Annotated in this window: 16 protein-coding genes; 9 read left to right on the top strand and 7 right to left on the bottom strand. The window is 72.1% G+C overall.

Annotated elements, in window-relative coordinates; translation table 11 throughout:
- Positions 1-37: 37 nt before the first annotated feature.
- Positions 38-1,249 carry an ROK family transcriptional regulator gene (locus tag ACFWBB_RS02115; RefSeq protein WP_385265692.1) on the bottom strand — a complete coding sequence of 404 codons (1,212 nt, stop codon included), beginning with the start codon at positions 1,247-1,249 and terminating at the stop codon, positions 38-40.
- A gap of 420 nt (positions 1,250-1,669) precedes the next feature.
- Positions 1,670-2,773, bottom strand: a complete 1,104-nt coding sequence (locus tag ACFWBB_RS02110; protein ID WP_385265688.1) for a mechanosensitive ion channel family protein — start codon at positions 2,771-2,773, stop codon at positions 1,670-1,672.
- 323 nt (positions 2,774-3,096) lie between these two features.
- Between ACFWBB_RS02110 and ACFWBB_RS02105 the strand changes: the two genes are divergently transcribed.
- The 4 genes from ACFWBB_RS02105 (at position 3,097) to ACFWBB_RS02090 (ending at position 6,921) form a co-directional block, all read left to right on the top strand.
- The gene (locus ACFWBB_RS02105) at positions 3,097-3,633 is read left to right on the top strand and encodes an HNH endonuclease (RefSeq protein WP_328481826.1); all 537 of its coding nucleotides are present in this window, start codon (positions 3,097-3,099) and stop codon (positions 3,631-3,633) included.
- A gap of 465 nt (positions 3,634-4,098) precedes the next feature.
- A complete protein-coding gene (locus ACFWBB_RS02100; RefSeq protein ID WP_385265684.1) occupies positions 4,099-4,305 on the top strand; it encodes a hypothetical protein in 207 nt (68 codons plus the stop codon).
- Positions 4,306-6,504 carry a 4-alpha-glucanotransferase gene (gene malQ / locus ACFWBB_RS02095; RefSeq protein WP_385265681.1) on the top strand — a complete coding sequence of 733 codons (2,199 nt, stop codon included), beginning with the start codon at positions 4,306-4,308 and terminating at the stop codon, positions 6,502-6,504.
- A 135-nt stretch (positions 6,505-6,639) separates the two neighbouring features.
- Positions 6,640-6,921 (top strand): hypothetical protein, encoded by a 282-nt coding sequence (locus tag ACFWBB_RS02090; protein WP_385265677.1) that lies wholly within the window; start codon positions 6,640-6,642, stop codon positions 6,919-6,921.
- A gap of 245 nt (positions 6,922-7,166) precedes the next feature.
- Here ACFWBB_RS02090 and ACFWBB_RS02085 read toward each other — a convergent pair whose 3' ends face one another.
- Positions 7,167-7,688: a MarR family winged helix-turn-helix transcriptional regulator gene (locus ACFWBB_RS02085; RefSeq protein WP_385265675.1), complete on the bottom strand. Its 522-nt coding sequence runs from the start codon at positions 7,686-7,688 to the stop codon at positions 7,167-7,169.
- Positions 7,689-7,856: 168 nt separating this feature from the next.
- Here ACFWBB_RS02085 and ACFWBB_RS02080 point away from each other — a divergent pair, with 168 nt between their 5' ends.
- Positions 7,857-8,831 carry an EamA family transporter gene (locus ACFWBB_RS02080; RefSeq protein WP_385265672.1) on the top strand — a complete coding sequence of 325 codons (975 nt, stop codon included), beginning with the start codon at positions 7,857-7,859 and terminating at the stop codon, positions 8,829-8,831.
- Between the two features lie 14 nt (positions 8,832-8,845).
- On the opposite strand, the gene pepN is transcribed toward ACFWBB_RS02080, so the two are convergent.
- Entirely contained in the window at positions 8,846-11,413 is a 2,568-nt protein-coding gene (pepN, locus tag ACFWBB_RS02075; protein ID WP_385265670.1) for an aminopeptidase N, read from the bottom strand.
- Between the two features lie 171 nt (positions 11,414-11,584).
- Here pepN and ACFWBB_RS02070 point away from each other — a divergent pair, with 171 nt between their 5' ends.
- Positions 11,585-12,115, top strand: a complete 531-nt coding sequence (locus ACFWBB_RS02070) for a DUF1203 domain-containing protein (protein ID WP_385265667.1) — start codon at positions 11,585-11,587, stop codon at positions 12,113-12,115.
- A gap of 366 nt (positions 12,116-12,481) precedes the next feature.
- On the opposite strand, the gene ACFWBB_RS02065 is transcribed toward ACFWBB_RS02070, so the two are convergent.
- On the bottom strand, positions 12,482-13,498 hold the full coding sequence (locus tag ACFWBB_RS02065) for an aspartate-semialdehyde dehydrogenase (protein WP_385265664.1): 1,017 nt from the start codon (positions 13,496-13,498) through the stop codon (positions 12,482-12,484).
- A 207-nt stretch (positions 13,499-13,705) separates the two neighbouring features.
- Between ACFWBB_RS02065 and ACFWBB_RS02060 the strand changes: the two genes are divergently transcribed.
- Both ACFWBB_RS02060 and ACFWBB_RS02055 read left to right on the top strand, forming a co-directional pair.
- On the top strand, positions 13,706-14,242 hold the full coding sequence (locus ACFWBB_RS02060) for a sigma-70 family RNA polymerase sigma factor (RefSeq protein WP_385265661.1): 537 nt from the start codon (positions 13,706-13,708) through the stop codon (positions 14,240-14,242).
- Position 14,243: 1 nt separating this feature from the next.
- The gene (locus ACFWBB_RS02055) at positions 14,244-15,212 is read left to right on the top strand and encodes a hypothetical protein (protein ID WP_385265659.1); all 969 of its coding nucleotides are present in this window, start codon (positions 14,244-14,246) and stop codon (positions 15,210-15,212) included.
- 132 nt (positions 15,213-15,344) lie between these two features.
- Here the strand turns inward: ACFWBB_RS02055 and ACFWBB_RS02050 are convergent, their stop codons facing one another.
- Together ACFWBB_RS02050 and ACFWBB_RS02045 are read right to left on the bottom strand one after the other, a co-directional pair.
- On the bottom strand, positions 15,345-18,653 hold the full coding sequence (locus tag ACFWBB_RS02050) for a S8 family serine peptidase (protein WP_385265656.1): 3,309 nt from the start codon (positions 18,651-18,653) through the stop codon (positions 15,345-15,347).
- 212 nt (positions 18,654-18,865) lie between these two features.
- Positions 18,866-19,408, bottom strand: a complete 543-nt coding sequence (locus tag ACFWBB_RS02045) for a CGNR zinc finger domain-containing protein (protein ID WP_385265654.1) — start codon at positions 19,406-19,408, stop codon at positions 18,866-18,868.
- 118 nt (positions 19,409-19,526) lie between these two features.
- Here ACFWBB_RS02045 and ACFWBB_RS02040 point away from each other — a divergent pair, with 118 nt between their 5' ends.
- The gene (locus tag ACFWBB_RS02040; protein WP_385265651.1) at positions 19,527-20,510 is read left to right on the top strand and encodes a pyridoxamine 5'-phosphate oxidase family protein; all 984 of its coding nucleotides are present in this window, start codon (positions 19,527-19,529) and stop codon (positions 20,508-20,510) included.
- Positions 20,511-20,518 lie beyond the last annotated feature (8 nt).

Raw genomic sequence — 20,518 nt, 5'->3', positions numbered from 1 at the left:
AGCGGGGTGAGGTGCGGGGGAGGGGTGGGTGGTGTGCCTAGCGCGAGGTGTCGAAGACCTCGTCGCGGGTGGCCGCCAGCGCGCTCTCCAGCGCGCCGCGCAGCACGGGCCGTTCGGTGACGTCGCTCATGACCAGCTTCGGCCGGGACGCGGCCAGCTCCTCCAGCTCGTCCTGGACGAGAGCGCGCAGCACCTCGCCACCGGCGGTCAGGGAGGCGCCGCTGAGGACGACGAGTTCGGGGTCGAGCACGGAGACGAGCGAGGCGAGACCGGTCGCGAGCCGGGTCGCGTACGTCTGGAGCAGCAGCCGGTTCAGGACGGTGTCCTCGGCGGCGGCCCGCTCGACGAGTGCGGCGGCGACCTCGGCGTACGGCCCGGACGGGATGTTGCCGATGCCGAGTTCCCGGGCCAGCTGGGGGATGGCCTGTGAGCCCGCCAGTTCCTGGTAGCCGCCACTGTTGGCCTTGGTCACCTGACGGACCAGGGGCGCGCCCGGAACCGGCAGGAAACCCACCTCTCCGGCGCCGCCGGTCCAGCCGCGGTGCAGTCGGCCGCCGAGGACGAGGGCGGCGCCGAGACCGCCTTCGCTCCACAGCAGGACGAAGTCCTCGTGGCCGCGGGCCGCGCCCAGACGCTGCTCGGCGACGGCGGCGAGATTGACGTCGTTCTCGTACTCGACCGGCATCGGCAGGGCTGCGGCGAGGTCGTCGAGCAGTGCGGGGGAGTGCCAGCCGGGCAGGTGGGAGGCGTAGCGCAGGCGGCCGGTGGTGGGGTCGAAGGCACCGGGGGTGGCGACGACGAGCCGCCGTACGTCGTCCCGGGTGAGGCCCGCGGCCTTCACCGCGCCGTCGAGGGCGTCGGTGACCTGCCGTACGACGGCCCCGGTGGTCTTCCTGCCGGGCGTGGGCACCTCGAACGTGCCCACCGTCCGGCCGGTCGCGTCGGCGACGGCGGCGAGGACGCGTTCGGGGGTGACGTCGAGCCCCGCGGCGTACGCGGCGGCCGGATTGACCTCGTACAGCTGGGCGTTGGGGCCGGGACGCCCCTCGGTGGTGCCGGTCGCGAGAACCAGCCCCGCCGCCTCCAGACGGGCCAGCAGCTGTGACGCGGTGGGCTTCGACAGGCCGGTGAGCTTGCCGATGCGGGTGCGGGACAGGGGGCCGTGCGCCAGCAGGAGGTCGAGGGCGGCGCGGTCGTTCATGGCGCGCAGGACGCGCGGGGTGCCCGGCGTACCGGCGGTTCCTGCCATGGGGTCGACACCTGCCTTTCTGAACTGCCCAGTTTCTCAGTGCTGCCGGACGCAAGTCCACATCCGGTCACTGTTAGGAAAGTTTCCTATCGGCTGGCAGGAACGTAAACCCGTCACGAAGGGGACGTCAAGGCGTGAAAGGGGAAATGCCCCCGAGGCAACAGAGTCGTTACTTCGCGGGCGGAACGCTCGGCACGGCCCGGGAAACGCCGGACGCCGGGAAACGCCGGACGCCGGGAAACGCGGACGGCCAGGGGGAGCCGGTGAGGTCGTGATTGGCCGGACGGCCAGGGAGAGCCGGTGAGGTCGTGATTGGCCGGACGGCCAGGGAGAGCCGGTGAGGCCGTGGTTGGCCGTGAATGGCCGTGAAATGCCGGAAGGCCGCACCTGGGTGCGGCCTTCCGGCATTGAGGCGTACCGCTACTTCGCCGGGGTCGCCGCCCGCGGCTGGGTGATCGGGGCCGCCGCCGCCACCTGCGGCGAGTCCGCGTTGGAGAACACCGACGGCGCAGCGACGGCGGCCGTCGGATCGGCCGGATCCTCCGTGACGGGGGCGGTCGCGCCGCCCACGATGCGGATGTCGGCCGCGTCGAAGGCGCGCTTGACGCGCCAGCGCAGCTCCCGCTCGACGCCGAGGGCCTTGCCGGGCATCGTCTTCGCGGAGACGCGCACGACCATCGAGTCGAGCAGCACGCTGTCCAGGCCGAGCACCTCGATCGGGCTCCACAGGAGCTCGTTCCAGGGCTCTTCCTTGCTCATCTTCTCGGCGACCTCGTCCAGGGTGGCCTTGACCAGGTGGAGGTCCTCGGACGCCTTGACGGTCACGTCGACGCCGGCCGTCGCCCAGCCCTGCGAGAGGTTGCCGATCCGCTTGACCTCACCGTTGCGGACGTACCAGATCTCACCGTTGGCACCGCGCAGCTTCGTCACCCGCAGTCCCACCTCTATGACCTCGCCGGTGGCCACGCCCGCGTCGATCTGGTCGCCGACGCCGTACTGGTCCTCCAGGATCATGAACACGCCGGAGAGGAAGTCCGTGACCAGGTTGCGCGCGCCGAAACCGATGGCCACGCCCGCGACACCGGCGGAGGCCAGCAGCGGGGCGAGATTGATCTCGAAGGTGCCCAGCACCATCAGGGCGGCCGTGCCGAGGATCAGGAAACTCGCCACCGAACGCAGCACCGAGCCGATCGCCTGCGAGCGCTGACGCCGCCGCTCATTGTTGACCAGCAGCCCGCCCAGCGCCGTGCCGTCGACCGAGGAGACGGTGCGGTTCATCCGGTCGATCAGCTTGGTGATCGACCGCTGCACCGCCACTCTCAGCACCACCGCGATCACCAGGATCAGCAGGACTCTCAGACCGATCGCCAGCCAGGTCGACCAGTTCTGCTCGACCCAGCTGGCCGCGTTCGTCGCGCTCTCCTGGGCGTCCTGGAGGGACGGGACGGTCACCGCGGTCGGCGACTCCGAGGGAGTCGGCGACGGCGACACGTCGGCGGCCAGTAGGACGGCGGGCAAGGACACGGCAGGTACCTCCAGGTGCTGCTCTGCTCCGTTCCGTGCGGCGGTCAAGGACGACACGCGCTGCTGGGTCACGGACAGGTAACCGGACGGGCAGAACCACCACACTAACGGGGCATTGTGTGTGGTTCGGCCAGTTCCGTGAAGGAGAGACCGTCCTCACCTGCGCTTGAACCGGCCATGATCCGGGGGAGAAGGAGGGTGTGGTCGAAAACACTCCCAGCCCGTTACCGGGACATGGTGGCGCGTCCACCAGCCAAGAGGGGAGACTGACCACAGATCGTCCCGGCGCGAGCCACGCGCCGCCGACGCCCAAGGAGGCATCCGTGCCGCATGTCCTGGTCCTCAACGCGTCGTACGAGCCGCTCGGCGTCGTACCGCTCCGCCGCGCGCTCGTCCTCGTTCTGGAGAACAAGGCAGTCTCCCTCGAGGAATCCGGCGCCTTCATGCACAGCGCCACCGTCACGGTTTCCGCACCCAGCGTGGTCCGGCTCAAGCGATTCGTCCGGGTCCCCTACCGGGGGCCCGTTCCGCTGACCCGCCGGGCACTGTTCGCCCGTGACGGGGGCCGGTGCATGTACTGCGGTGGCGTCGCAACCAGCGTCGACCACGTCGTCCCGCGCAGCCGTGGCGGCAAACACGTGTGGGACAACGTCGTGGCGTCCTGCCGTCGCTGCAACCATGTCAAGGCCGACCGGCACCTCGTCGAGATCGGCTGGCGGCTGCGCCACAAACCCGCTCCCCCCTCCGGTCTCGCCTGGCGCATCATCGGCACCGGACACAGGGACCCGCGCTGGCTGCCGTACTTGCAGCCGTTCGGCGCGGACGACGCCCTGGCCCGGATCGACGGCATCTCCGCATAGCCGACCGACCGGGTCTTTTTGCCGCCTGCTGTCGGGGGCCGACCGCGCCGTACAGGTCCCCGACAGCTTGTCGGTTCCGGCGGTGGACGGCCGCTCGCCCGTAGAAGGGACGCGTGGCCCTGGACGGGGCACCGGCGGGCACCGCCGCGTACCGGCAGGCCGTGGCCTGGATGCCGCAGACATCGTCCGATCGGCAGGGGGCAACAGCCATGCCGGGCCCGGAGGCCAGCGGCCCCCTTGCAGGACCGCGAAAAAGATAACGGGGTGGCCCGTATTAGGCTGGTTGATCTTGGTGGGTGTGAGGGTGGGGGCCCCGCACGAGCCTGCCCGTGCGGCTCGCGTCGCGCGCGGGGGCGCGCGGGGGGCGGGCGGTTGTGGCAGGTTGGGGGGTGGTCGGGACGTCTGTCCTCGCGTCGGCTGGGTAGGGCTGCGGTATCCGATGTCGTATCCGATGAGGAGGCCACCGTGATCGCGCCGGCCCGGTCCAAACGCCCGGCGGAGACGTCCGCCCCGACCCAAGTCGATCTCGCCGATCCCCGCCTGTGCGCCTTCAGCGCCGAGGGCACCTGCGCCGAACCCCCGCTGACCAGCGAACCTCCGCTGCCCGACGCCGAGCCCCTGACCAGCGAGCCGCCGCTCGCCGTCGCGGACTCCGACTCCACGAGGCCCTAGATGACCGTACCGCCCGGAGAGGAGCTCGCCCGGCTCGCCGCGTTGCACGGCGTCGCCACCTCCTACCAGCCCTCCCCGGACCGCACGGTCACGGCCTCGGCCGCCGCCGTCACCCGCGCCCTGGCCGCCCTCGGTGTCGACGCGGGCACCCCGGAGGCCGTGCGGGCCGCGCTCGCCGCCCGGGAAGGGGAACTGCGCGAGCGGCTCCTGCCGCCGACGGTGGTGTGCTGGCGCGGGAGCCCCTGCGAGCCGCTCGCCGGCCTCCCCGAGGGCACGGTCCTGCACGTACGGACCGAGCAGGGCCAGCGTCGCGACTCCGTCGAGCGGCTCCCGCTCGGAGTGCATCGGCTGACGGCCACCGCGCCCGACGGGCGGACCGGCCGCGCCCACCTCGTCGTCGCCCCGCCCCGCCTGCCCACGCCCGCGGGACGCTCGTACGGACTCCTGGTCCAGCTGTACTCCCTCCTCTCCCGGCGCTCCTGGGGCATGGGCGACCTCGGTGACCTGGGCGAGCTGACCGCCTGGGCGGGGCGGGCGCTCGGGGCCGGGTTCGTACAGGTCAACCCGTTGCACGCGGCCGTGCCCGGCGCCCCGACCGACCCCTCCCCGTACCGGCCCTCCTCGCGCCGCTTCCCGGACCCGGTGCACCTGCGGGTCGAGGACGTCCCCGAGTTCGCGTACGTCCACGGCGACGGGCCACGTCAAGCGCTGCTCGAACGCGCCGGGCGACTGCGCGGGGCCGTCCTGGAAAAGGGCGAGCTGATCGACCGGGACGCCGTGTGGGAGCTGAAGCGGGAGGCTCTGGAGCTGGTCGCCCGGGTACCGCTCGGGCCCGGCCGCCGCGCCGCCTACTGCGACTTCCTCGCCGAGCAGGGCCAGGCCCTCGAGGACCACGCCACCTGGTGCGCGCTCGCCGAGGTGCACGGGTCGCAGTGGCGGCAGTGGCCCGCCGGACTCCAGGACCCGCGCTCCGCCGAGACCACCCGCGCCCGGGGCGAGCTGATGGACCGCGTCGACTTCCACTCCCGCCTCGCCTGGCTCACCGACACCCAGCTCACCGCCGCCCAGCGCGCCGCGCGGGAGGCGGGCATGCCGATCGGGATCGTGCACGACCTGGCGGTCGGCGTGCATCCCGAGGGCGCCGACGCGTGGGCGCAGCAGGAGTACTTCGCCGCCGGCATGTCGGTGGGCGCACCGCCGGACGCCTTCAACGCCCGCGGCCAGGACTGGGGTCTGCCGCCCTGGCGCCCGGACCGGCTGGCCGCCTCCGGCTACGCCCCCTACCGGCGGCTGCTGAAGGCGCTCTTCCGTTATGCCGGCGCCCTGCGCATCGACCACGTCATGGGTCTGTTCCGCCTCTGGTGGGTCCCGCAGGGCGAGCCGCCGACAGAGGGCGCGTACGTCCGTTACGACGCCGAGGCCATGCTCGCCGTCCTGGTGCTGGAGGCCTCGCGGGCCGGTTCGGTGGTGATCGGCGAGGACCTCGGCACCGTGGAGCCGGGCGTGCGCGAGACGCTGCGTGAACGGGGGGTGCTCGGCACGTCCGTCCTGTGGTTCGAACGGGACTGGGAGGGCGACGGCCGTCCCCTGTCCCCCGAGCGCTGGCGCGCCGACTGCCTGGCCACCGCCACCACTCACGACCTGCCGTCCACCGCCGCCCGCCTGACCGGCGAGCACGTCGAACTCCGCGACCGGCTGGGCCTGTTGACCCGGCCGGTGGAGGAGGAGCGCGCCGAGGCGGCCAACGACACGGCGGAGTGGCTGGGCCTGCTCACCCGCCTCGGACTGCTGGCAGGCACCGGCGGCGGCAGCGACCGCTCCTCGGAGGAGGCCGAGATCCAGGCCGTCCACCGCTTCCTGCTGGGCACCCCCGCCCGCATGATCGGCGTCTGGCTCCCGGACGGCGTCGGGGACCGACGCCCGCAGAACCTCCCCGGCACCTGGGACCAGTACCCGAACTGGCGACTGCCGATCGCGGACACGGAGGGCCGCCCGGTGACCCTGGAGGAGCTGGCGGCCTCACCGAGGCTGCGGGCCCTGGTCGAGGTACTGCGCGACCAGGGCAGCCCGTCCGGCGCGCCCGGCGCGGAAGGTGCTCCCGGCCCGTCCGGCGCGCGCGGTGGGGGTGCTCCCGGCCCGTCCGGCGGGGAAGGTGCTGCCGACCCGTCCGGGAGCACCCCCGCCGGGGAAGAGGTCTGACGCCGTTGCGGAGGAGGGGAGCGGGGGAGAGGAGGGCTCGGGGACGGCAGTCCCGGGGGCGGCCGTACCGCCTCCCCCGCCTCATACGGCACCCCGGGCGCGCGCTCCCCGGCACCGTTCGCTAACTTGGGCACCGTGGACAAGAAGAACGCCCTGCGCGCCGGCGCCCTGGCCGCCGGTACGACGCTGATGATGCTGCTCATGTCGTCCCCCGCGCTCGCGCTGACCCGCGACGACGGTGACGACCCCGGCCCGGGTCTGAGCGTCGTCGAGACGCTGGGCCTCTACGTGGTGGCCCCCCTCGCACTGTTCGCGCTGATCGCCGGACTGGTGTGGGTCCTGGACAAGTCGAAGGACAGGGGCGACACCACCAGCTCCAACATCTCCGTCAGGGGTCAGGCGAAGGCCAAGGCCTGAACCTAGGGCCTCCCGGGTCCGGAGTCCCCTGACTCCCGTGATTCCCGGCTCCCGGGTCCCTTGACTCCCGGGTCACCTGAGTCCCGGGTCAACTGACTCCCGGCCCGGTTTCGACCGGGCCCGAGGGCGTCAGCCCTGTCGCGTACGCGCATTGCCGTACCTGACGGGGCCGACGCCCTCGACACGTTTTCCGGCGGTGTGACTGGCGCGCGCCCGAGCCCCCGGCGGCCCGCGACCGGCCCGGGTCAGCTTCCCGGTGTCTCCGTGGCCACCAGCAACTCGCGCAACAGCTGGGCGAGTTGGTCGGCCCGTTCGGTGTCCAGGGCGGCGGTCAGGGCCTCGGTCTGGGCGGCGAGACCCGCGCCGACCGCCCGGTCGACCAGCTCAAGACCCTTCTCGGTCAGCGTCACCTGGAGGCCCCTGCGGTCGTGCGGGTCGGGGGAGCGGTGCAGCAGCGCGGCCCGTTCCAGCTTGTCCAGACGGCCGGTCATGCCGCCGGTGGTGAGCATGAGCGTCGCCGACAGCCGGCGTGGCGAGAGGGTGTAGGGCTCGCCGGAGCGGCGCAGGGTGGCGAGGACGTCGAATTCGCCCCGTCCGATGCCGAGGGCCGCGTAGGCCTTCTCCATCCGGTCTCCCATCGCGCGCGAGAGCCGGGAGATCCGGCCGAACACCTCCATGGCGCCGGTGTCCAGGTCGGGCCGGACCGTCGCCCACTGCTCGATGATCGCGTCGACGGGGTCCTTGCGCGGGGGCTGCGGGCTGTTCATTGCACGAGTATCCCCTGGGTCCGGTCACCCACGAGAAAGTGACCCGTCGCTAAGCGGATCAGTGCCAAGCGGATCCGAATCAAGCAGATCAGCACTAAGCGGATCCAGACCAAGCGGATCATCGCTAAGTGGGTTGACGGTAAGTAGCTTAACGCTAAGCTACTTCTCATGAAGAGGCCCACGACCGTCCTGCTCACCGCTCTCGCCCCGGTCTCCTGGGGCACCACCTACGCCGTCACCACCGAGTTCCTCCCCGCCGACCGCCCACTGTTCACCGGCATGATGCGAGCACTGCCCGCCGGGCTGCTGCTGCTCGCCCTCGGCCGGGTCCTGCCGCGCGGCGTCTGGTGGGGGAAGGCCGCGGTGCTCGGCGCGCTGAACATCGGCGCCTTCTTCCCGCTCCTCTTCCTCTCCGCCTACCGGCTGCCCGGTGGCATGGCGGCGGTCGTCGGCTCGGTCGGTCCGCTGTTCGTCGTGGGTCTCTCGGCGCTGCTGCTGGGACAGCGGCCGACCGCCCGGACGGTTCTGGCCGGGGTCGTGGCCGCGTTCGGCGTCAGCCTGGTGGTGCTGAAGGCGGCCGGGGCGCTCGACACGCTCGGCGTACTCGCGGCGCTGGCCTCCGCCGCCTCGATGTCGGCCGGCACGGTCCTCACGAAGAGGTGGGGCCGCCCGGACGGTGTCGGTCCGCTCGTCCTCGCCGGCTGGCAGCTCACCGCGGGCGGCCTGCTCATCGCCCCGCTAGCCTTCCTCGTCGAGGGCGCCCCGCCCGCCCTGGACGGCCGCGCGGTCGGCGGTTATCTCTACCTCGCCCTGGCGAACACGGCGGTCTCGTACTGGCTCTGGTTCCGCGGCATCGGCCGGCTCACCGCCACCCAGGTCACCTTCCTCGGCCCGCTGTCCCCGCTGACCGCGGCCGTCGTCGGCTGGGCCGCCCTCGGCCAGGCGCTGACGCCGGTGCAGTTGACGGGCATGGCGCTGGCCTTCGGGGCGACGGTGGCGGGCCAGCGCGGGGGAACGGGCCAGCGCGGGGGAACGGGCAAGGGCGCCCGGCATGACACCGGACGCCCTCACCGTCGTACCGATACGACGCACGCGCCTGCGCGACCGGCTGATCGCGCGGATCACGCCGACTGCGCGAAGTAGCGGAACCGCTCCGACTACTGCGCGTCCGCCGCCTGGGCCTTCAGCGCGCGGTCCACGCCCGAGCGGGCCTCGGAGACGAGGCGGCGCAGGGCCGCGTTCGGCTCGGCAGCGGCCAGCCAGGCGTCCGTCTTGTCCAGGGTCTCCCGGGAGACCTGGATCGCCGGGTAGAGGCCGACCGCGATCTGCTGGGCGATCTCGTGCGAACGGGAGTCCCAGATGCTCTTGACGACGTCGAAGTACCGGTCGGTGTACGGCGCGAGCAGCTCACGCTGGTCGGTCTGGACGAAGCCGCCGATGACCGCCTCCTGCACGGCGTTCGGCAGCTCGTCGGAGTCCACGACCGACGCCCACGCCTCCGCCTTGGCCTCCGGGGACGGCCGGGCGGCCCGCGCGGTCGCCGCGTGCCGCTCGCCCGCGGCCGTCCTGTCCCGCTCGTACTCGGCGGCGATGTCCGCCTCGTCGAAGGTCCCCACGGCCACCAGCCGCTGCACGAACGCCCAGCGCAGCTCGGTGTCGACGGCCAGGCCCTCGATGGTCTGGCCGCCGTCGAGCAGCGACTCCAGGAGGTCGATCTGCTCCGGCGTACGGGCGGTGGCCGCGAACGCGCGCGCCCACGCCAGCTGGTGGTCGCTGCCCGCAGCCGCGGACCGCAGATGCGCCAGCGTGGCGTCCGTCCAGCGGGTCAGCAGGGCCTCGCGGGTGGCCGGGGCGGCGTACAGGTCGATGGCGAGCTTGACCTGGCGGTGCAGCGACTGGACCACACCGATGTCGGACTCCTTGCCGATGCCGGACAGCACCAGGGACAGGTAGTCGCGGGTGGGCAGTTCGCCGTCCCGGGTCATGTCCCAGGCCGACGCCCAGCACAGGGCGCGCGGCAGGGACGACTCGAAGTCGCCGAGATGCTCGGTGACGAAGGCGAGCGACTGCTCGTCGAGGCGGACCTTGGCGTACGACAGGTCGTCGTCGTTGAGCAGGACGACGTCCGGACGGCGCTTGCCGGCCAGCTGCGGTACGGCCGTCAGCTCGCCGTCGATGTCCAGCTCCACGCGCTCGACGCGCACCAGCTTGCCGCTGTCGTCGTCGAGTTCGTACAGGCCGACGGCGATGCGGTGCGGACGCAGGGTCGGCTCGCCCTTGGCGCCGGCCGGGAGTGCCGGGGCCTCCTGGCGGATCGCGAAGGACGTGATGACACCGTCGGCGTCCGTCTCGATCTCGGGACGGAGCACGTTGATACCGGCGGTCTGGAGCCACTTCTGGGACCAGGTGCCGAGGTCACGGCCGGAGGTCTCCTCCAGCGCGCCGAGCAGGTCGGACAGGCGGGTGTTGCCGAACGCGTGCCGCTTGAAGTAGGCCTGCACTCCCGCGAAGAACTCGTCCATGCCGACGTACGCCACGAGCTGCTTCAGGACGGAGGCGCCCTTGGCGTAGGTGATGCCGTCGAAGTTGACGAGGACGTCGTCCAGGTCGCCGATCTCGGCCATGATCGGGTGGGTGGACGGCAGCTGGTCCTGCCGGTACGCCCAGGTCTTCATGGAGTTGGCGAACGTGGTCCACGAGTGCGGCCAGCGCGACTGGGGGTGGTACGCCTGGCAGGCGATGGAGGTGTACGTGGCGAACGACTCGTTCAGCCACAGGTCGTTCCACCACTCCATGGTGACCAGGTCGCCGAACCACATGTGCGCCAGCTCGTGCAGAATCGTCTCCGCGCGGAGCTCGTACGCGGCGTCGGTCACCTTCGACCGGAACACGTACTGGTCGCGGATGGTGACCGCGCCCGCGTTCTCCATCGCGCCCGCGTTGAACTCCGGCACGAACAGCTGGTCGTACTTCTCGAACGGGTACGCGTAGTCGAACTTCTCCTGGAACCAGTCGAAGCCCTGCCGCGTGACCTCGAAGATCGCGTCCGAGTCGAGGTACTCGGCGAGGGAGGGCCGGCAGTAGATGCCGAGGGGCACCGACTGGCCGTCCTTCTCGTACACGCTGTGGACGCTGTGGTACGGCCCGACGATGAGCGCGGTGATGTAACTGGAGATCCGCGGGGTCGGTTCGAAGGCCCAGACGTCGTCCTTGGGCTCCGGTGTCGGGGAGTTGGAGATGACGGTCCAGCCGGTCGGCGCCTTCACGGTGAACCGGAAGGTGGCCTTGAGGTCCGGCTGCTCGAAGGACGCGAAGACGCGGCGGGCGTCCGGCACCTCGAACTGCGTGTACAGGTAGGCCTGTTCGTCGACCGGGTCGACGAACCGGTGCAGTCCCTCACCGGTGTTGGTGTAGGCGCAGTCCGCCGCGACCCGTAGGACGTTACGGCCCTCGAGCAGCCCCGGGAGCGCGATCCTGGAGTCCTTGAAGAGCTCCGCCGCGTCGAGGGTGTCCCCGTTCAGCGTGACTTCGTGGACGGTCGGGGCCACCAGGTCGATGAAGGACTCGGCGCCACCCTCGGCGACGTCGAAGCGCACCGTCGTCACGGACCGGTAGGTGCCTCCTTCCTGCGCGCCGGAGAGGTCGAGATCGATCTCGTACGAGTCAACGGTGAGCAGCTTCGCCCGCTGCTGCGCCTCTTCGCGAGTCAGGTTTGTGCCAGGCACGCGGTCATCTCCTCGGATATGTGTCGGTTGCGCCATCCTTCCACGGGACACCTGCCCGAGGCGACGACCTTCCGGGCAGGCCGCGGTCCACCCCGTTGCCCGCCGCGGCGGCGGGAGCGCGACGTCCGGATTCCGCCGGTGGGCCCGGGCCGTGAGCGCGAGGCTCGACATATGACGACCCAGGCAGACACCCACTCGGTCACCCGCACCGCCCGCCGCGTTCCGCCGGGCACCCACACCGCGCGGCCCATCCCGCCGGAGGTTCTCGACGAGCTGCGCCGCGCCGACGACGCGGGGCGCCCGCCCGTCCCCGTGACCGACGAGGAGGGGGGCGCCCCGCTGCGCTGCTGTCTGCGCCACAGCGAGCCCGGCGAGTTGATCGCGCTCGTCTCCTACGCCCCGCTGCGCCGCTGGGCGGCCGGGACCGGCGCCGATCCCGGCCCGTACGACGAGCAGGGCCCGGTCTTCGTCCACGCGCGCGTGTGCCGGGGCCCGGCCGGGGAAGGCCTGCCGTTCACCAACGACCGGCGCATCGTGCGGCGCTACTCCGCCGCCGGGCACATCCTGGGCGGCCGGCTCGTCGAGGACCCCGACGGGTTCGACACGGCCTTCGCCGGGGCGTTCACCGACCCCGAGGTCGCGCTCGTCCACGTCCGGGCCGTCGAATACGGCTGCTTCCTGTACGAGGTGCGCCGAGACTGACCACCCGGCCGGGAACCGGTTCCACCCGGGCCGGGAACTGGTTCCACCCGGGCCGGGAACTGGTTCCACCCGGGCCGGGAACTGGTTCCACCCGGGCCGGGAACTGGTTCCACCCGGGCCGGGAACCGGTTCCACCCGGGCCGGGAACCGGTTCCACCCGGGCCGGGAACCGGTTCCACCCGGGCCGGGAACCGGCGCGGCGGCCTGGCCCGGAACCGGCGCGGCCCGGCTGTGCCCCGCCCCGGCTCGGGCTCCGCCGGCTTCGGCTCGGCCCCAGCCCGGCACCGGCCTTGCACGGCCCGGACACGGGTGAGGGGCGGGCGCCTTGCGCACCCGCCCCTCACCGCCGCTCCGGAACGCCGGGCGTCAGCTCTTCAGCTCGGCCGCCACCAGCTCCGCGATCTGTACCGCGTTCAGGGCCGCGCCCTTACGGAGGTTGTCGTTGGAGATGAACAGTGCGAGGCCGTGTTCCACGGTCTCGTCCTGGCGGATGCGGCCCACGAACGACGGGTCCTTGCCGGCCGCCTGGAGCGGGGTCGGGATGTCGGAGAGGGCCACGCCCGGGGCGCCGCCCAGCAGCTCCGTCGCCCGCTCGACACTGATCGGGCGCGCGAAACGGGCGTTCACCTGGAGGGAGTGGCCGGAGAAGACCGGGACGCGGACGCAGGTGCCGGAGACCTTCAGCCCGGGGATCTCCAGGATCTTGCGGGACTCGTTGCGGAGCTTCTGCTCCTCGTCGGTCTCGTTCAGACCGTCCTCGACGATCGAACCCGCGAGGGGGATCACGTTGAAGGCGATGGGGCGCTTGTAGACCTGCGGCTCCGGGTACTCGACCGCCTCACCGTCGTGCGTCAGCCGGTCCGCCTCGGCCACGACCTTCTGCGCCTGGCCGTGCAGCTCCGCCACGCCCGCCACGCCCGAGCCGGACACCGCCTGGTACGTCGCGACGACCAGCGCCTCCAGACCGGCCTCCGCGTCCAGCGGCTTCAGGACCGGCATCGCGGCCATCGTCGTGCAGTTCGGGTTGGCGATGATGCCCTTGGGGCGGTCCACGATCGCGTGCGGGTTCACCTCGGAGACGACCAGGGGGACCTCGGGGTCCTTGCGCCACGCCGACGAGTTGTCGATCACGACCGCGCCCTGCGCGGCGACCTTCTCGGCCAGTGCCTTTGAGGTCGCGCCGCCGGCGGAGAACAGGACGATGTCGAGGCCCGTGTAGTCGGCCGTCGCCGCGTCCTCCACCGTCACGCCGTCCAGGACCGTCCCCACCGAACGGGCCGACGCGAACAGCCGCAGCTCCGTGACGGGGAAGTCACGCTCCTTGAGGATCCTGCGCATGACCGTGCCGACCTGACCGGTGGCTCCGACGATTCCGACCCTCACGGTGACTCCTTGCGCTGTTCACGGCTCTTTGCGGACTTTTCCATGATGCGGCCGACCCCGGCCCACCTGTCCAATTCTTTGCCCACCATGCCCGAGGACTGGGACGCCCACGGGTGTGACGTACGCCTCCGAAGGATTCCCCACGGTCGAGCCGAACGTTTCCGCGCCCCACCGCGTCGTAGAGGAAACGCGGTAGGGAGGGGTGCTGTGCTGCGCAGAAGGGCCCGGCGCGCCCAGGGGGACGGGGCCGGACACGGCGACGACCCGCTGGACGCGGCGCAGGAACGCCGGGTGCGGGCGGTGCTCGCGCTGGGCGGGGTGCCGCAGGCCGACCTGCCGGACGGGGTGCAGCAGGTACGTCTGCGGCTGCTGGAGCGCGCGGCGAAGGGGTACGAGACGCCGCGCGACGTCTCCGCGTGGGCGGCGGTCGTCGCCTCCAACCTCGCCATGGACTGGCACCGCGCCAAGCGCCGCCAGGAGCGGCTGGGGGAGCGGCTGGCCTCGCTGCGCCAGCACGAGCACCCCTCGGGCGAGGACACCAGCGTGCTCTCCCTCGCCGTCGCGCAGGGCCTGGACGACCTGCCCGACGCCCAGCGCCAGGTGCTCGTCCTGCGCTTCTACGCCGACCTGCCGGTGCGCTCGATCGCCCGGGAACTGGGCGTTCCGGAGGGCACGGTCAAGAGCCGCCTGCACACGGCGGTCCGGGCCCTGCGCGCTCGCCTGCACGAAGACGAGGTGGTGTGACGTGACCGCCCGACCTGGACCGGGACCTGAACCCGGACACGAGAACGAACCGCACGACGAGAGCCGCGAGAGCCACGAGAAGTCCGGCAGCCACGACCACTACGGCAGCCACGACGAGCACGGCAGCCAAGACGAGCACGAGGGCCGCGACGAGCACGAGGGCTGCGACGACCACGAGAACCACGACGAGTACGAGGGTCAGGGCGGACAGGAGGGTCACGACGGTATGGACGCGTTGATGGCCGCCGTCCTCGACGTGCCCCTCGCCGGCCTCTCCGAGGAAGCCCGCGCCGATTCCGCCTACCTGGCCGCCCACCGCTCGGCGACCGCCGACGTGGCGCTCCTGCGCGAGCAGCTCGGCGTCATCGCGGACGTCCTGAGCGAGCCGGTGCGCGATCGGGCGCGGGCCGGGGAACCCGCCGCCGCGCCCACTCCGCCGCGGCGGTCGCGCCCACCGCGCCGGATCCGCCCCCTCGCCCTGCGTGTCGCCGGCGTGGCCGCCGCCGGTGCGCTGGTGCTCGGGGGCGGCTGGGTGGTCCTTCAGGTCGGCCAGGTGGCCGGTGTCGAGTCGGGCAGGAGCGCGGACAGCGGCGCCGGGTCCGACGAGAAGGCCGAGGCGTCGGCGGGCGGCGGCGCGAGCATGCTCGGCGACCCCGGCTATCTGGCCTGCGCCCGGCTCGTCGTCGAGGGGGATGTCACCGCCGTCGGGCGGGTGCCCGGCACCACCCGGGAGCGGGTCGCCCTGCATGTCACCCGCTCCTACCGGCCGGCCGGGAGCGGTCCCGAGGTCGCCTTCGAGATGGAGGAGGACATGGACCCGCTGCTGCGCGAGGGCGACCACGTCCTGGTCGCCCTCGCGAAGGGGTCCACCACCCCCGACGTCTGGGCGGTCGGCGAGCCCGACATCGCCCCGGAACGCGAGGCGCTCACCAGGGCCCTGCCCGAGACGGAGGGCGTCACCTGCGAGTAGCCCGCAGGTCCCCGCGGCGACCGGGGATGCGGGGTGCGTGGGCGGGCGGCCGTGGAACGGCGAAGGGCGGGCGCCCTGTGGACGCCCGCCCCCTGTCGACCGCTACCGGTCGACCGGTTCAACCAGTGCCGGTTACGGGGTGACCTTCTCGATCGCCACGTTGCCGATGCCCGCGACGGTGCCCCGCGCGTTCACCAGCTGGACCTGGCCGAAGAAGGCCCGGCCCGCGGGCGCGGCGGCCGCGGCGGTGACGGTCGCGGAGACCGACGCCGAGGCACCCGTGCCGAGCTTCACCGGCGTCGACCCGTCGACGTTCACGGTGCCGAGCGCGGACGAGAAGAACACGTCCAGGTAGTCGTACGCCGTCGTACCGGCCGGGACCGAGTAGCCCGCGACCTTGATGGTGTACGTGCCGGCGGCGGGCGACGGGATGGAGACCGCCTCCTCCGAGTCACCGTCGGCCTGCTGGGCGACCTGGGTGCCGGCCGCGTCGAAGACCGTCAGGTCCAGGTCGGCGGAGGCGTCGGAGACGTTGCCGATGGACACGTCGAGCGACTTGGCGCCGGCCGGGACCTCGACCGTGGTGGTCCGGGTCTCGCCGTTGGCGATGGTCGGACGGTCCGACTTGGACGAGCCGAGCGGGCCGCCGGCCAGCTTGCCGTCGATCGCGGCGAAGTTGTTCGTGACCTTCCAGGAGACGGGGGCCGGGGTGCCGACCTTCGCCTCGGGCACGGTCACGGTCGCCGGGTCGAAGGCCGCGCCGTAGACGGTCGCGTCCAGCGTGTACGGGTTGTCGAGCAGCGGCGAGGTGCGGCGCGACTCGACCTCGATCTCCCAGACCCCGGCCTGCGGGTCCTGGTACGAACGGGCGTCGGGCTTGCAGCCGTTGCCGTCGAGGTAGTTGTTGTAGCAGTAGATCGTGGAGCTGTCCTCGACCCCGACGCCGTAGGGGTGGATCGAGATGAACCGGGTCTGGCTCTTGTCCTTCAGCCCGCCGATCGCGACCTCGAACGCCTTGGCGCCCTCGGGCACGGTCAGGAAGTAGGACCGCGAGCTGTTGCGCTGCACGGTGTCCGCCGCGTGGAACGTGTAGTTCACCGGCGTCGAGACGACGACCGTGTTCAGGACCTGCTTGTCGAGACCCTCGGTCTTCGGGTCGTCGACCTCGAGGATCGCGCTGGCGATGCCCGCGGCCTTCGGCCTGGCCTGGATCTTGACGGTGACCGGCTTGTTCAGCGGCAGGTCGACCTCGTCCGCGCCGAGGATCTTGAAGGTGTGGGCCGCGTTGTTCTCGAGGTGCAGCTTGTGGCGGATCGCCTTGTCGGCGCCGGACGTACGGGTGATGGTGACGTCGTACGTCTTCTTCTGGCCGGCCTTCAGGCCGCCCTCACGGTCGTAGATGCCGGTGCCGAAGCCCGGCGTCTTCAGCGCGGAGTCGAGCGCGGTGTCGACCGGCGCCTTGACCGTGTAGTCGTGGGCGGTGGCGCCCTTCTTGATGGACTTCCAGGCGTCCACGATGTCGATGGCGCCCGCGCCCTCCTCGTACGCCTGCAGACCCTTGATGTGGTCCGCGGTCGAGGTCAGCGCCGTGCGCAGGATCGCCGGGGTGAGCGCGACCTTCGCCTGCTTGGCGGCCGAGATCAGCAGCGCCGAGGCGCCCGCGGCCTGCGGGGAGGCCATCGAGGTGCCCTGGAGCATGGAGTAGCCGGCCGGCAGGGTGTAGCCGGACTCGGCGACCGGGGCGCCCGGCAGCCAGGTCTGGGTGGTGTTGATCGCGGCGCCGGGGGCGACGAGCGTCGGCGTGAACCCGCCGTCCTCACGCGGGCCGCGCGAGGAGAAGGGCAGCAGCGCGTACTTCTTCTCCACCTGGGAGCCGTAGTTGGCGGCCCAGGTCTCCTTGGAGATGGCCGCGCCGACCGAGATCACCTTGTCGGCCAGACCGGGGTCGCCGATGGTGTTGGCGCCGGGGCCCTCGTTGCCGGCCGAGATGACCAGCTGGACGCCGTAGGTGTCGATGAGGCGCGTGTACAGCTCGGCGCGCGCGTTGTTGCCGTCGTTCAGACCCGGCAGCCCGCCGATCGACATGTTGACGATGTCGACGCCGCGGTTGGCGACCAGGTCGATCATGCCCTCGGTGAGGGCGACGTTGGTGCAGCCCGGGCCGAAGACGCAGGCGCGGGAGGAGACGATCTTCGCGCCGGGCGCGGCGCCGTTCATCTTGCCGCCGAACAGTCCGTTCGCGGCGGTGATGCCGGCGACGTGCGTGCCGTGCTCGCTGGCGATGAGGCCGATGTTGGCGAAGTCGGCCTTCTTGCCGACCCAGTCGCCGCCGTACGGGTCCATCGGCACGTCCTTGCGGATCTGCACGACGAACGGCTGCCGCTCGGCGACGTCGGTCGCCGGGTTGTCGGTGCCGAAGTACCCGATCTGGTAGCCGTCCTTGTACGGCTTCATCGCGGTGTCGTCGGTGAAGTCGCCGTTGTTGTTCACATCGACGGTGACCGTGCCGGCGGCCGCGTCGTACAGGACGCCCCACACGTCGGTGGTGTCGCCGTCGCGGTTGACGTCGCCCTTGGCGTCACCGCCCGCGGTGGCGGACTCGCGGAAGAGGCTGACCTGGTACGAGCCGGGCTTCGACGTCCAGGTCCGGCCGCCGAAGGTGAAGCCGGGCCCGGTCACGGAGGTCGTCATCGGGCGCCAGGAGGCGTCGCTGTCGAGGATCGGGTCGGTGGACGTCACCCAGTCGACGATCTTGCGCTCGCCGGTGGTGGTCTTCTGCAGCGCGGGGTGCGAGAGGTCCACACCGGAGTCGAGGATGCCGATGGTGACACCGCGGCCGTCCGCCTTCGGGTTCTTCTTCACGAAGTCGACGGCGCCCGTCTCGAAGGACGGGTTGTACGGGTTCTCGGCGGGGGTGCTCTTGTCCGGCGCGGCGTAGGTCTTCGTCTTCGCGGCGGACTTGGCGCCCTTCGCGGTGTCCGCGCTCGGCGTCGGGTCGTCGAGGGCGATGTCCTGCCGCAGGTCGATGGCGTGCACCGAGGACAGCTTGGCGGCGGCGGCGATCGCGGAGTCGGCCCGGCCCGTCGGGACGGTGGCGCGGACGTAGCCGACCTTGTCGTAGGACTGGCCCACGGAGCCGCCCTTGACCGCGTCCAGCTCCTTGGCGACCTGCTCGGTCTGGCCGGGGGCGGTCGCGACCATCAGCGTGACGTTCTTGTCGCCGGCGGCCTTGGCCTCGGCGAGGAGGTCGGCGTCGTCGGAGCCGAGCTTGTCGTGGGCGGACTTCGCGCCCGGGTCGGCCGCGGCCTGGCCGGCGTCGGCGGAGAAGGCCATGGGTATCGGTCCGGCCGCGGACAGCGCGGCCACCAGGCCCGCGGCCACGGCTATCCGGACCACACGTCTCGCGCCCGATATCGGTTCACGCTGGGGGGTGAGGGTCATCGGCATCCCTTGTAGGTAAAGGAACGAGCACCACGTGACCAGGCCGTTCCTGCCTGATCACGGTCGTCCGGAATGCGATCCCGGATGACCGCAAAGCTTTACCTAAGGGACAGCTGTTTGGGGAGAGTTGACCGAATCGAGATGCATGTATGGGGAAAACCCTCTACGAGCCCCCTGTGTGAGGGCTGTCCGCCGGTTGTGCGGGTTTCGGGTCAGACGTCCTTGGCGCGGGCGTAGTGCCGGGAGGCCTTCGCGCGGTTGCCGCAGGCCGCCATGGAGCACCAGCGGCGGGTGCCGTTGCGCGAGGTGTCGAAGAAGTGCAGCACGCAGGTCTCCTGCGCGCAGGCGCGGATCCGGTCGGGGGCGGTGGAGAGCAACTCCAGGTAGTTCCGGGCGGCCAGCCAGCCCGGCCCCCAGGCGTCGTCCCTGAACTCGGCCCGCTCGCCGGGCCCTTCATTGGTGAGGGTGGGCCGGATCCGCCCCTGTCCGAGCACGGCGTCGACGCCGGCGATGTCCGCCGGGCCGTCCATCGCCGCCTTGAGCGCGTCGCGCGCCTGGAGGGTGTGCCGCAGGGTCGCCGTGTCGGCCGTGAACCGTTCGCCCAGCCCGTTCGCGGCGAGCCACACGGCCAGCCCGTCGGTGTCCCGCAGGAGATCCCGCACGGTCCCCTCCTGCGTCCACCGCGTGTTGAGCAGGTCGAGCGCGAGGGGCTCCCCGGTGAGGGGTCGGGGGTCGGGGGCGGCGGTGACGGACATCGGGACTCCTTTCGTCCTAACCGCCTAAGAGTACGTGACCGGTTGACAGGTGCGTCTCTAACCTTTAACTTCAATGAGAAAGGTTATATCCGCAGCTCGTCCGAGAGGACGGTCGATCATGGGCGTCTACCACTCCGGCTCACGTGCGGTGCAGGACCGCGTCGGGGTCCGCGACCTCGCCGATCACATGGGCCGGGCGATCGGTGAGGGCATCAGGCCGGTCGTCGCCGCATTCCTGGAGCTCCAGCCGCTGCTGGTCCTGGGTGCCGCCGACCCGGTGGACGGCAGGGTGTGGGCGTCGGCGTTCACCGGGGCCCCCGGCTTCGTCCGGGCCACCGGACCCCGGCGGATCTCGGTCGCCACGGGCGCCTCTCGCACGTCGGGCGGTGCGGGTGCCCCGGGGGGTGTGGAGGACTCGGGGGGTGTGGAGGCCTCGCGCGTGTCGGCCGGTGCGGACGGGCCGCTTTCGGCCGACCCTCTCGCTACCGCTTTGGGCACCCCCGGGACTCCCGTCGGCACGATCGTCCTCGATCCGCGCACGCGTCGCCGCTTGCGCCTGAACGGCCGGCTGCGGCCCACCCCGCGCGGGTTCGCCGTCGAGACCGACCGGGTGTTCGCCAACTGTCCCAGGTACCTGCAACGCAGGGCGGCCTACGAGACGGTCGACCGCACGCCCGGCAGCCCCCGGCGCGGCGCTGAACTGACCGCCGGGCAGCGCGACTTCGTCACCGCATCCGACACCTTCTTCCTCGCCACCGTCCATCCCGGCGGCACCGGCGCCGAAGTCGGTCACCGCGGTGGCGGCCCCGGCTTCGTGCACGTCACCTCACCGCGCACGCTCGCCTGGCGCGACTACCCCGGCAACTCCATGTTCCTCACCCTGGGCAACCTCGCCGCCGACCCCCGCGCCGGCCTGCTGTTCCTCGACTGGACGACGGGCCGCACCCTCCAGCTCACCGGCGAGGCCCGCACGCGGTTCGCCCCCGACGGGGAACGTACGGTCCTGTTCACCGTCGCGGAGGCGGTCGACACCCCCTCCGCGCTCCCGCTGCGCTGGTCCGCGCCGGAATACTCCCCTGCGAACCCGGACCCGACCCGCTAGCGTCCCTC

The sequence above is a fragment of the Streptomyces sp. NPDC060000 genome (genome assembly GCF_042737375.1).
In the GTDB taxonomy this organism is placed as follows: Bacteria; Actinomycetota; Actinomycetes; order Streptomycetales; family Streptomycetaceae; genus Streptomyces.
Note: the sequence above shows the minus strand (reverse complement) of the source record. Positions and strands in the feature narration are given on the sequence as shown.

What these genes read in the sequence shown, in the direction of transcription:
- ACFWBB_RS02085 (WP_385265675.1), bottom strand. Translation starts at nt 7,688, where the DNA reads ATGAACAGCCCGCAGCCCCCGCGCAAGGACCCCGTCGACGCGATCATC.
- ACFWBB_RS02070 (WP_385265667.1), top strand. Translation starts at nt 11,585, where the DNA reads ATGACGACCCAGGCAGACACCCACTCGGTCACCCGCACCGCCCGCCGC.
- ACFWBB_RS02045 (WP_385265654.1), bottom strand. Translation starts at nt 19,408, where the DNA reads ATGTCCGTCACCGCCGCCCCCGACCCCCGACCCCTCACCGGGGAGCCC.
- ACFWBB_RS02115 (WP_385265692.1), bottom strand. Translation starts at nt 1,249, where the DNA reads ATGGCAGGAACCGCCGGTACGCCGGGCACCCCGCGCGTCCTGCGCGCC.
- ACFWBB_RS02040 (WP_385265651.1), top strand. Translation starts at nt 19,527, where the DNA reads ATGGGCGTCTACCACTCCGGCTCACGTGCGGTGCAGGACCGCGTCGGG.
- ACFWBB_RS02050 (WP_385265656.1), bottom strand. Translation starts at nt 18,653, where the DNA reads ATGACCCTCACCCCCCAGCGTGAACCGATATCGGGCGCGAGACGTGTG.
- ACFWBB_RS02080 (WP_385265672.1), top strand. Translation starts at nt 7,857, where the DNA reads ATGAAGAGGCCCACGACCGTCCTGCTCACCGCTCTCGCCCCGGTCTCC.
- malQ (WP_385265681.1), top strand. Translation starts at nt 4,306, where the DNA reads ATGACCGTACCGCCCGGAGAGGAGCTCGCCCGGCTCGCCGCGTTGCAC.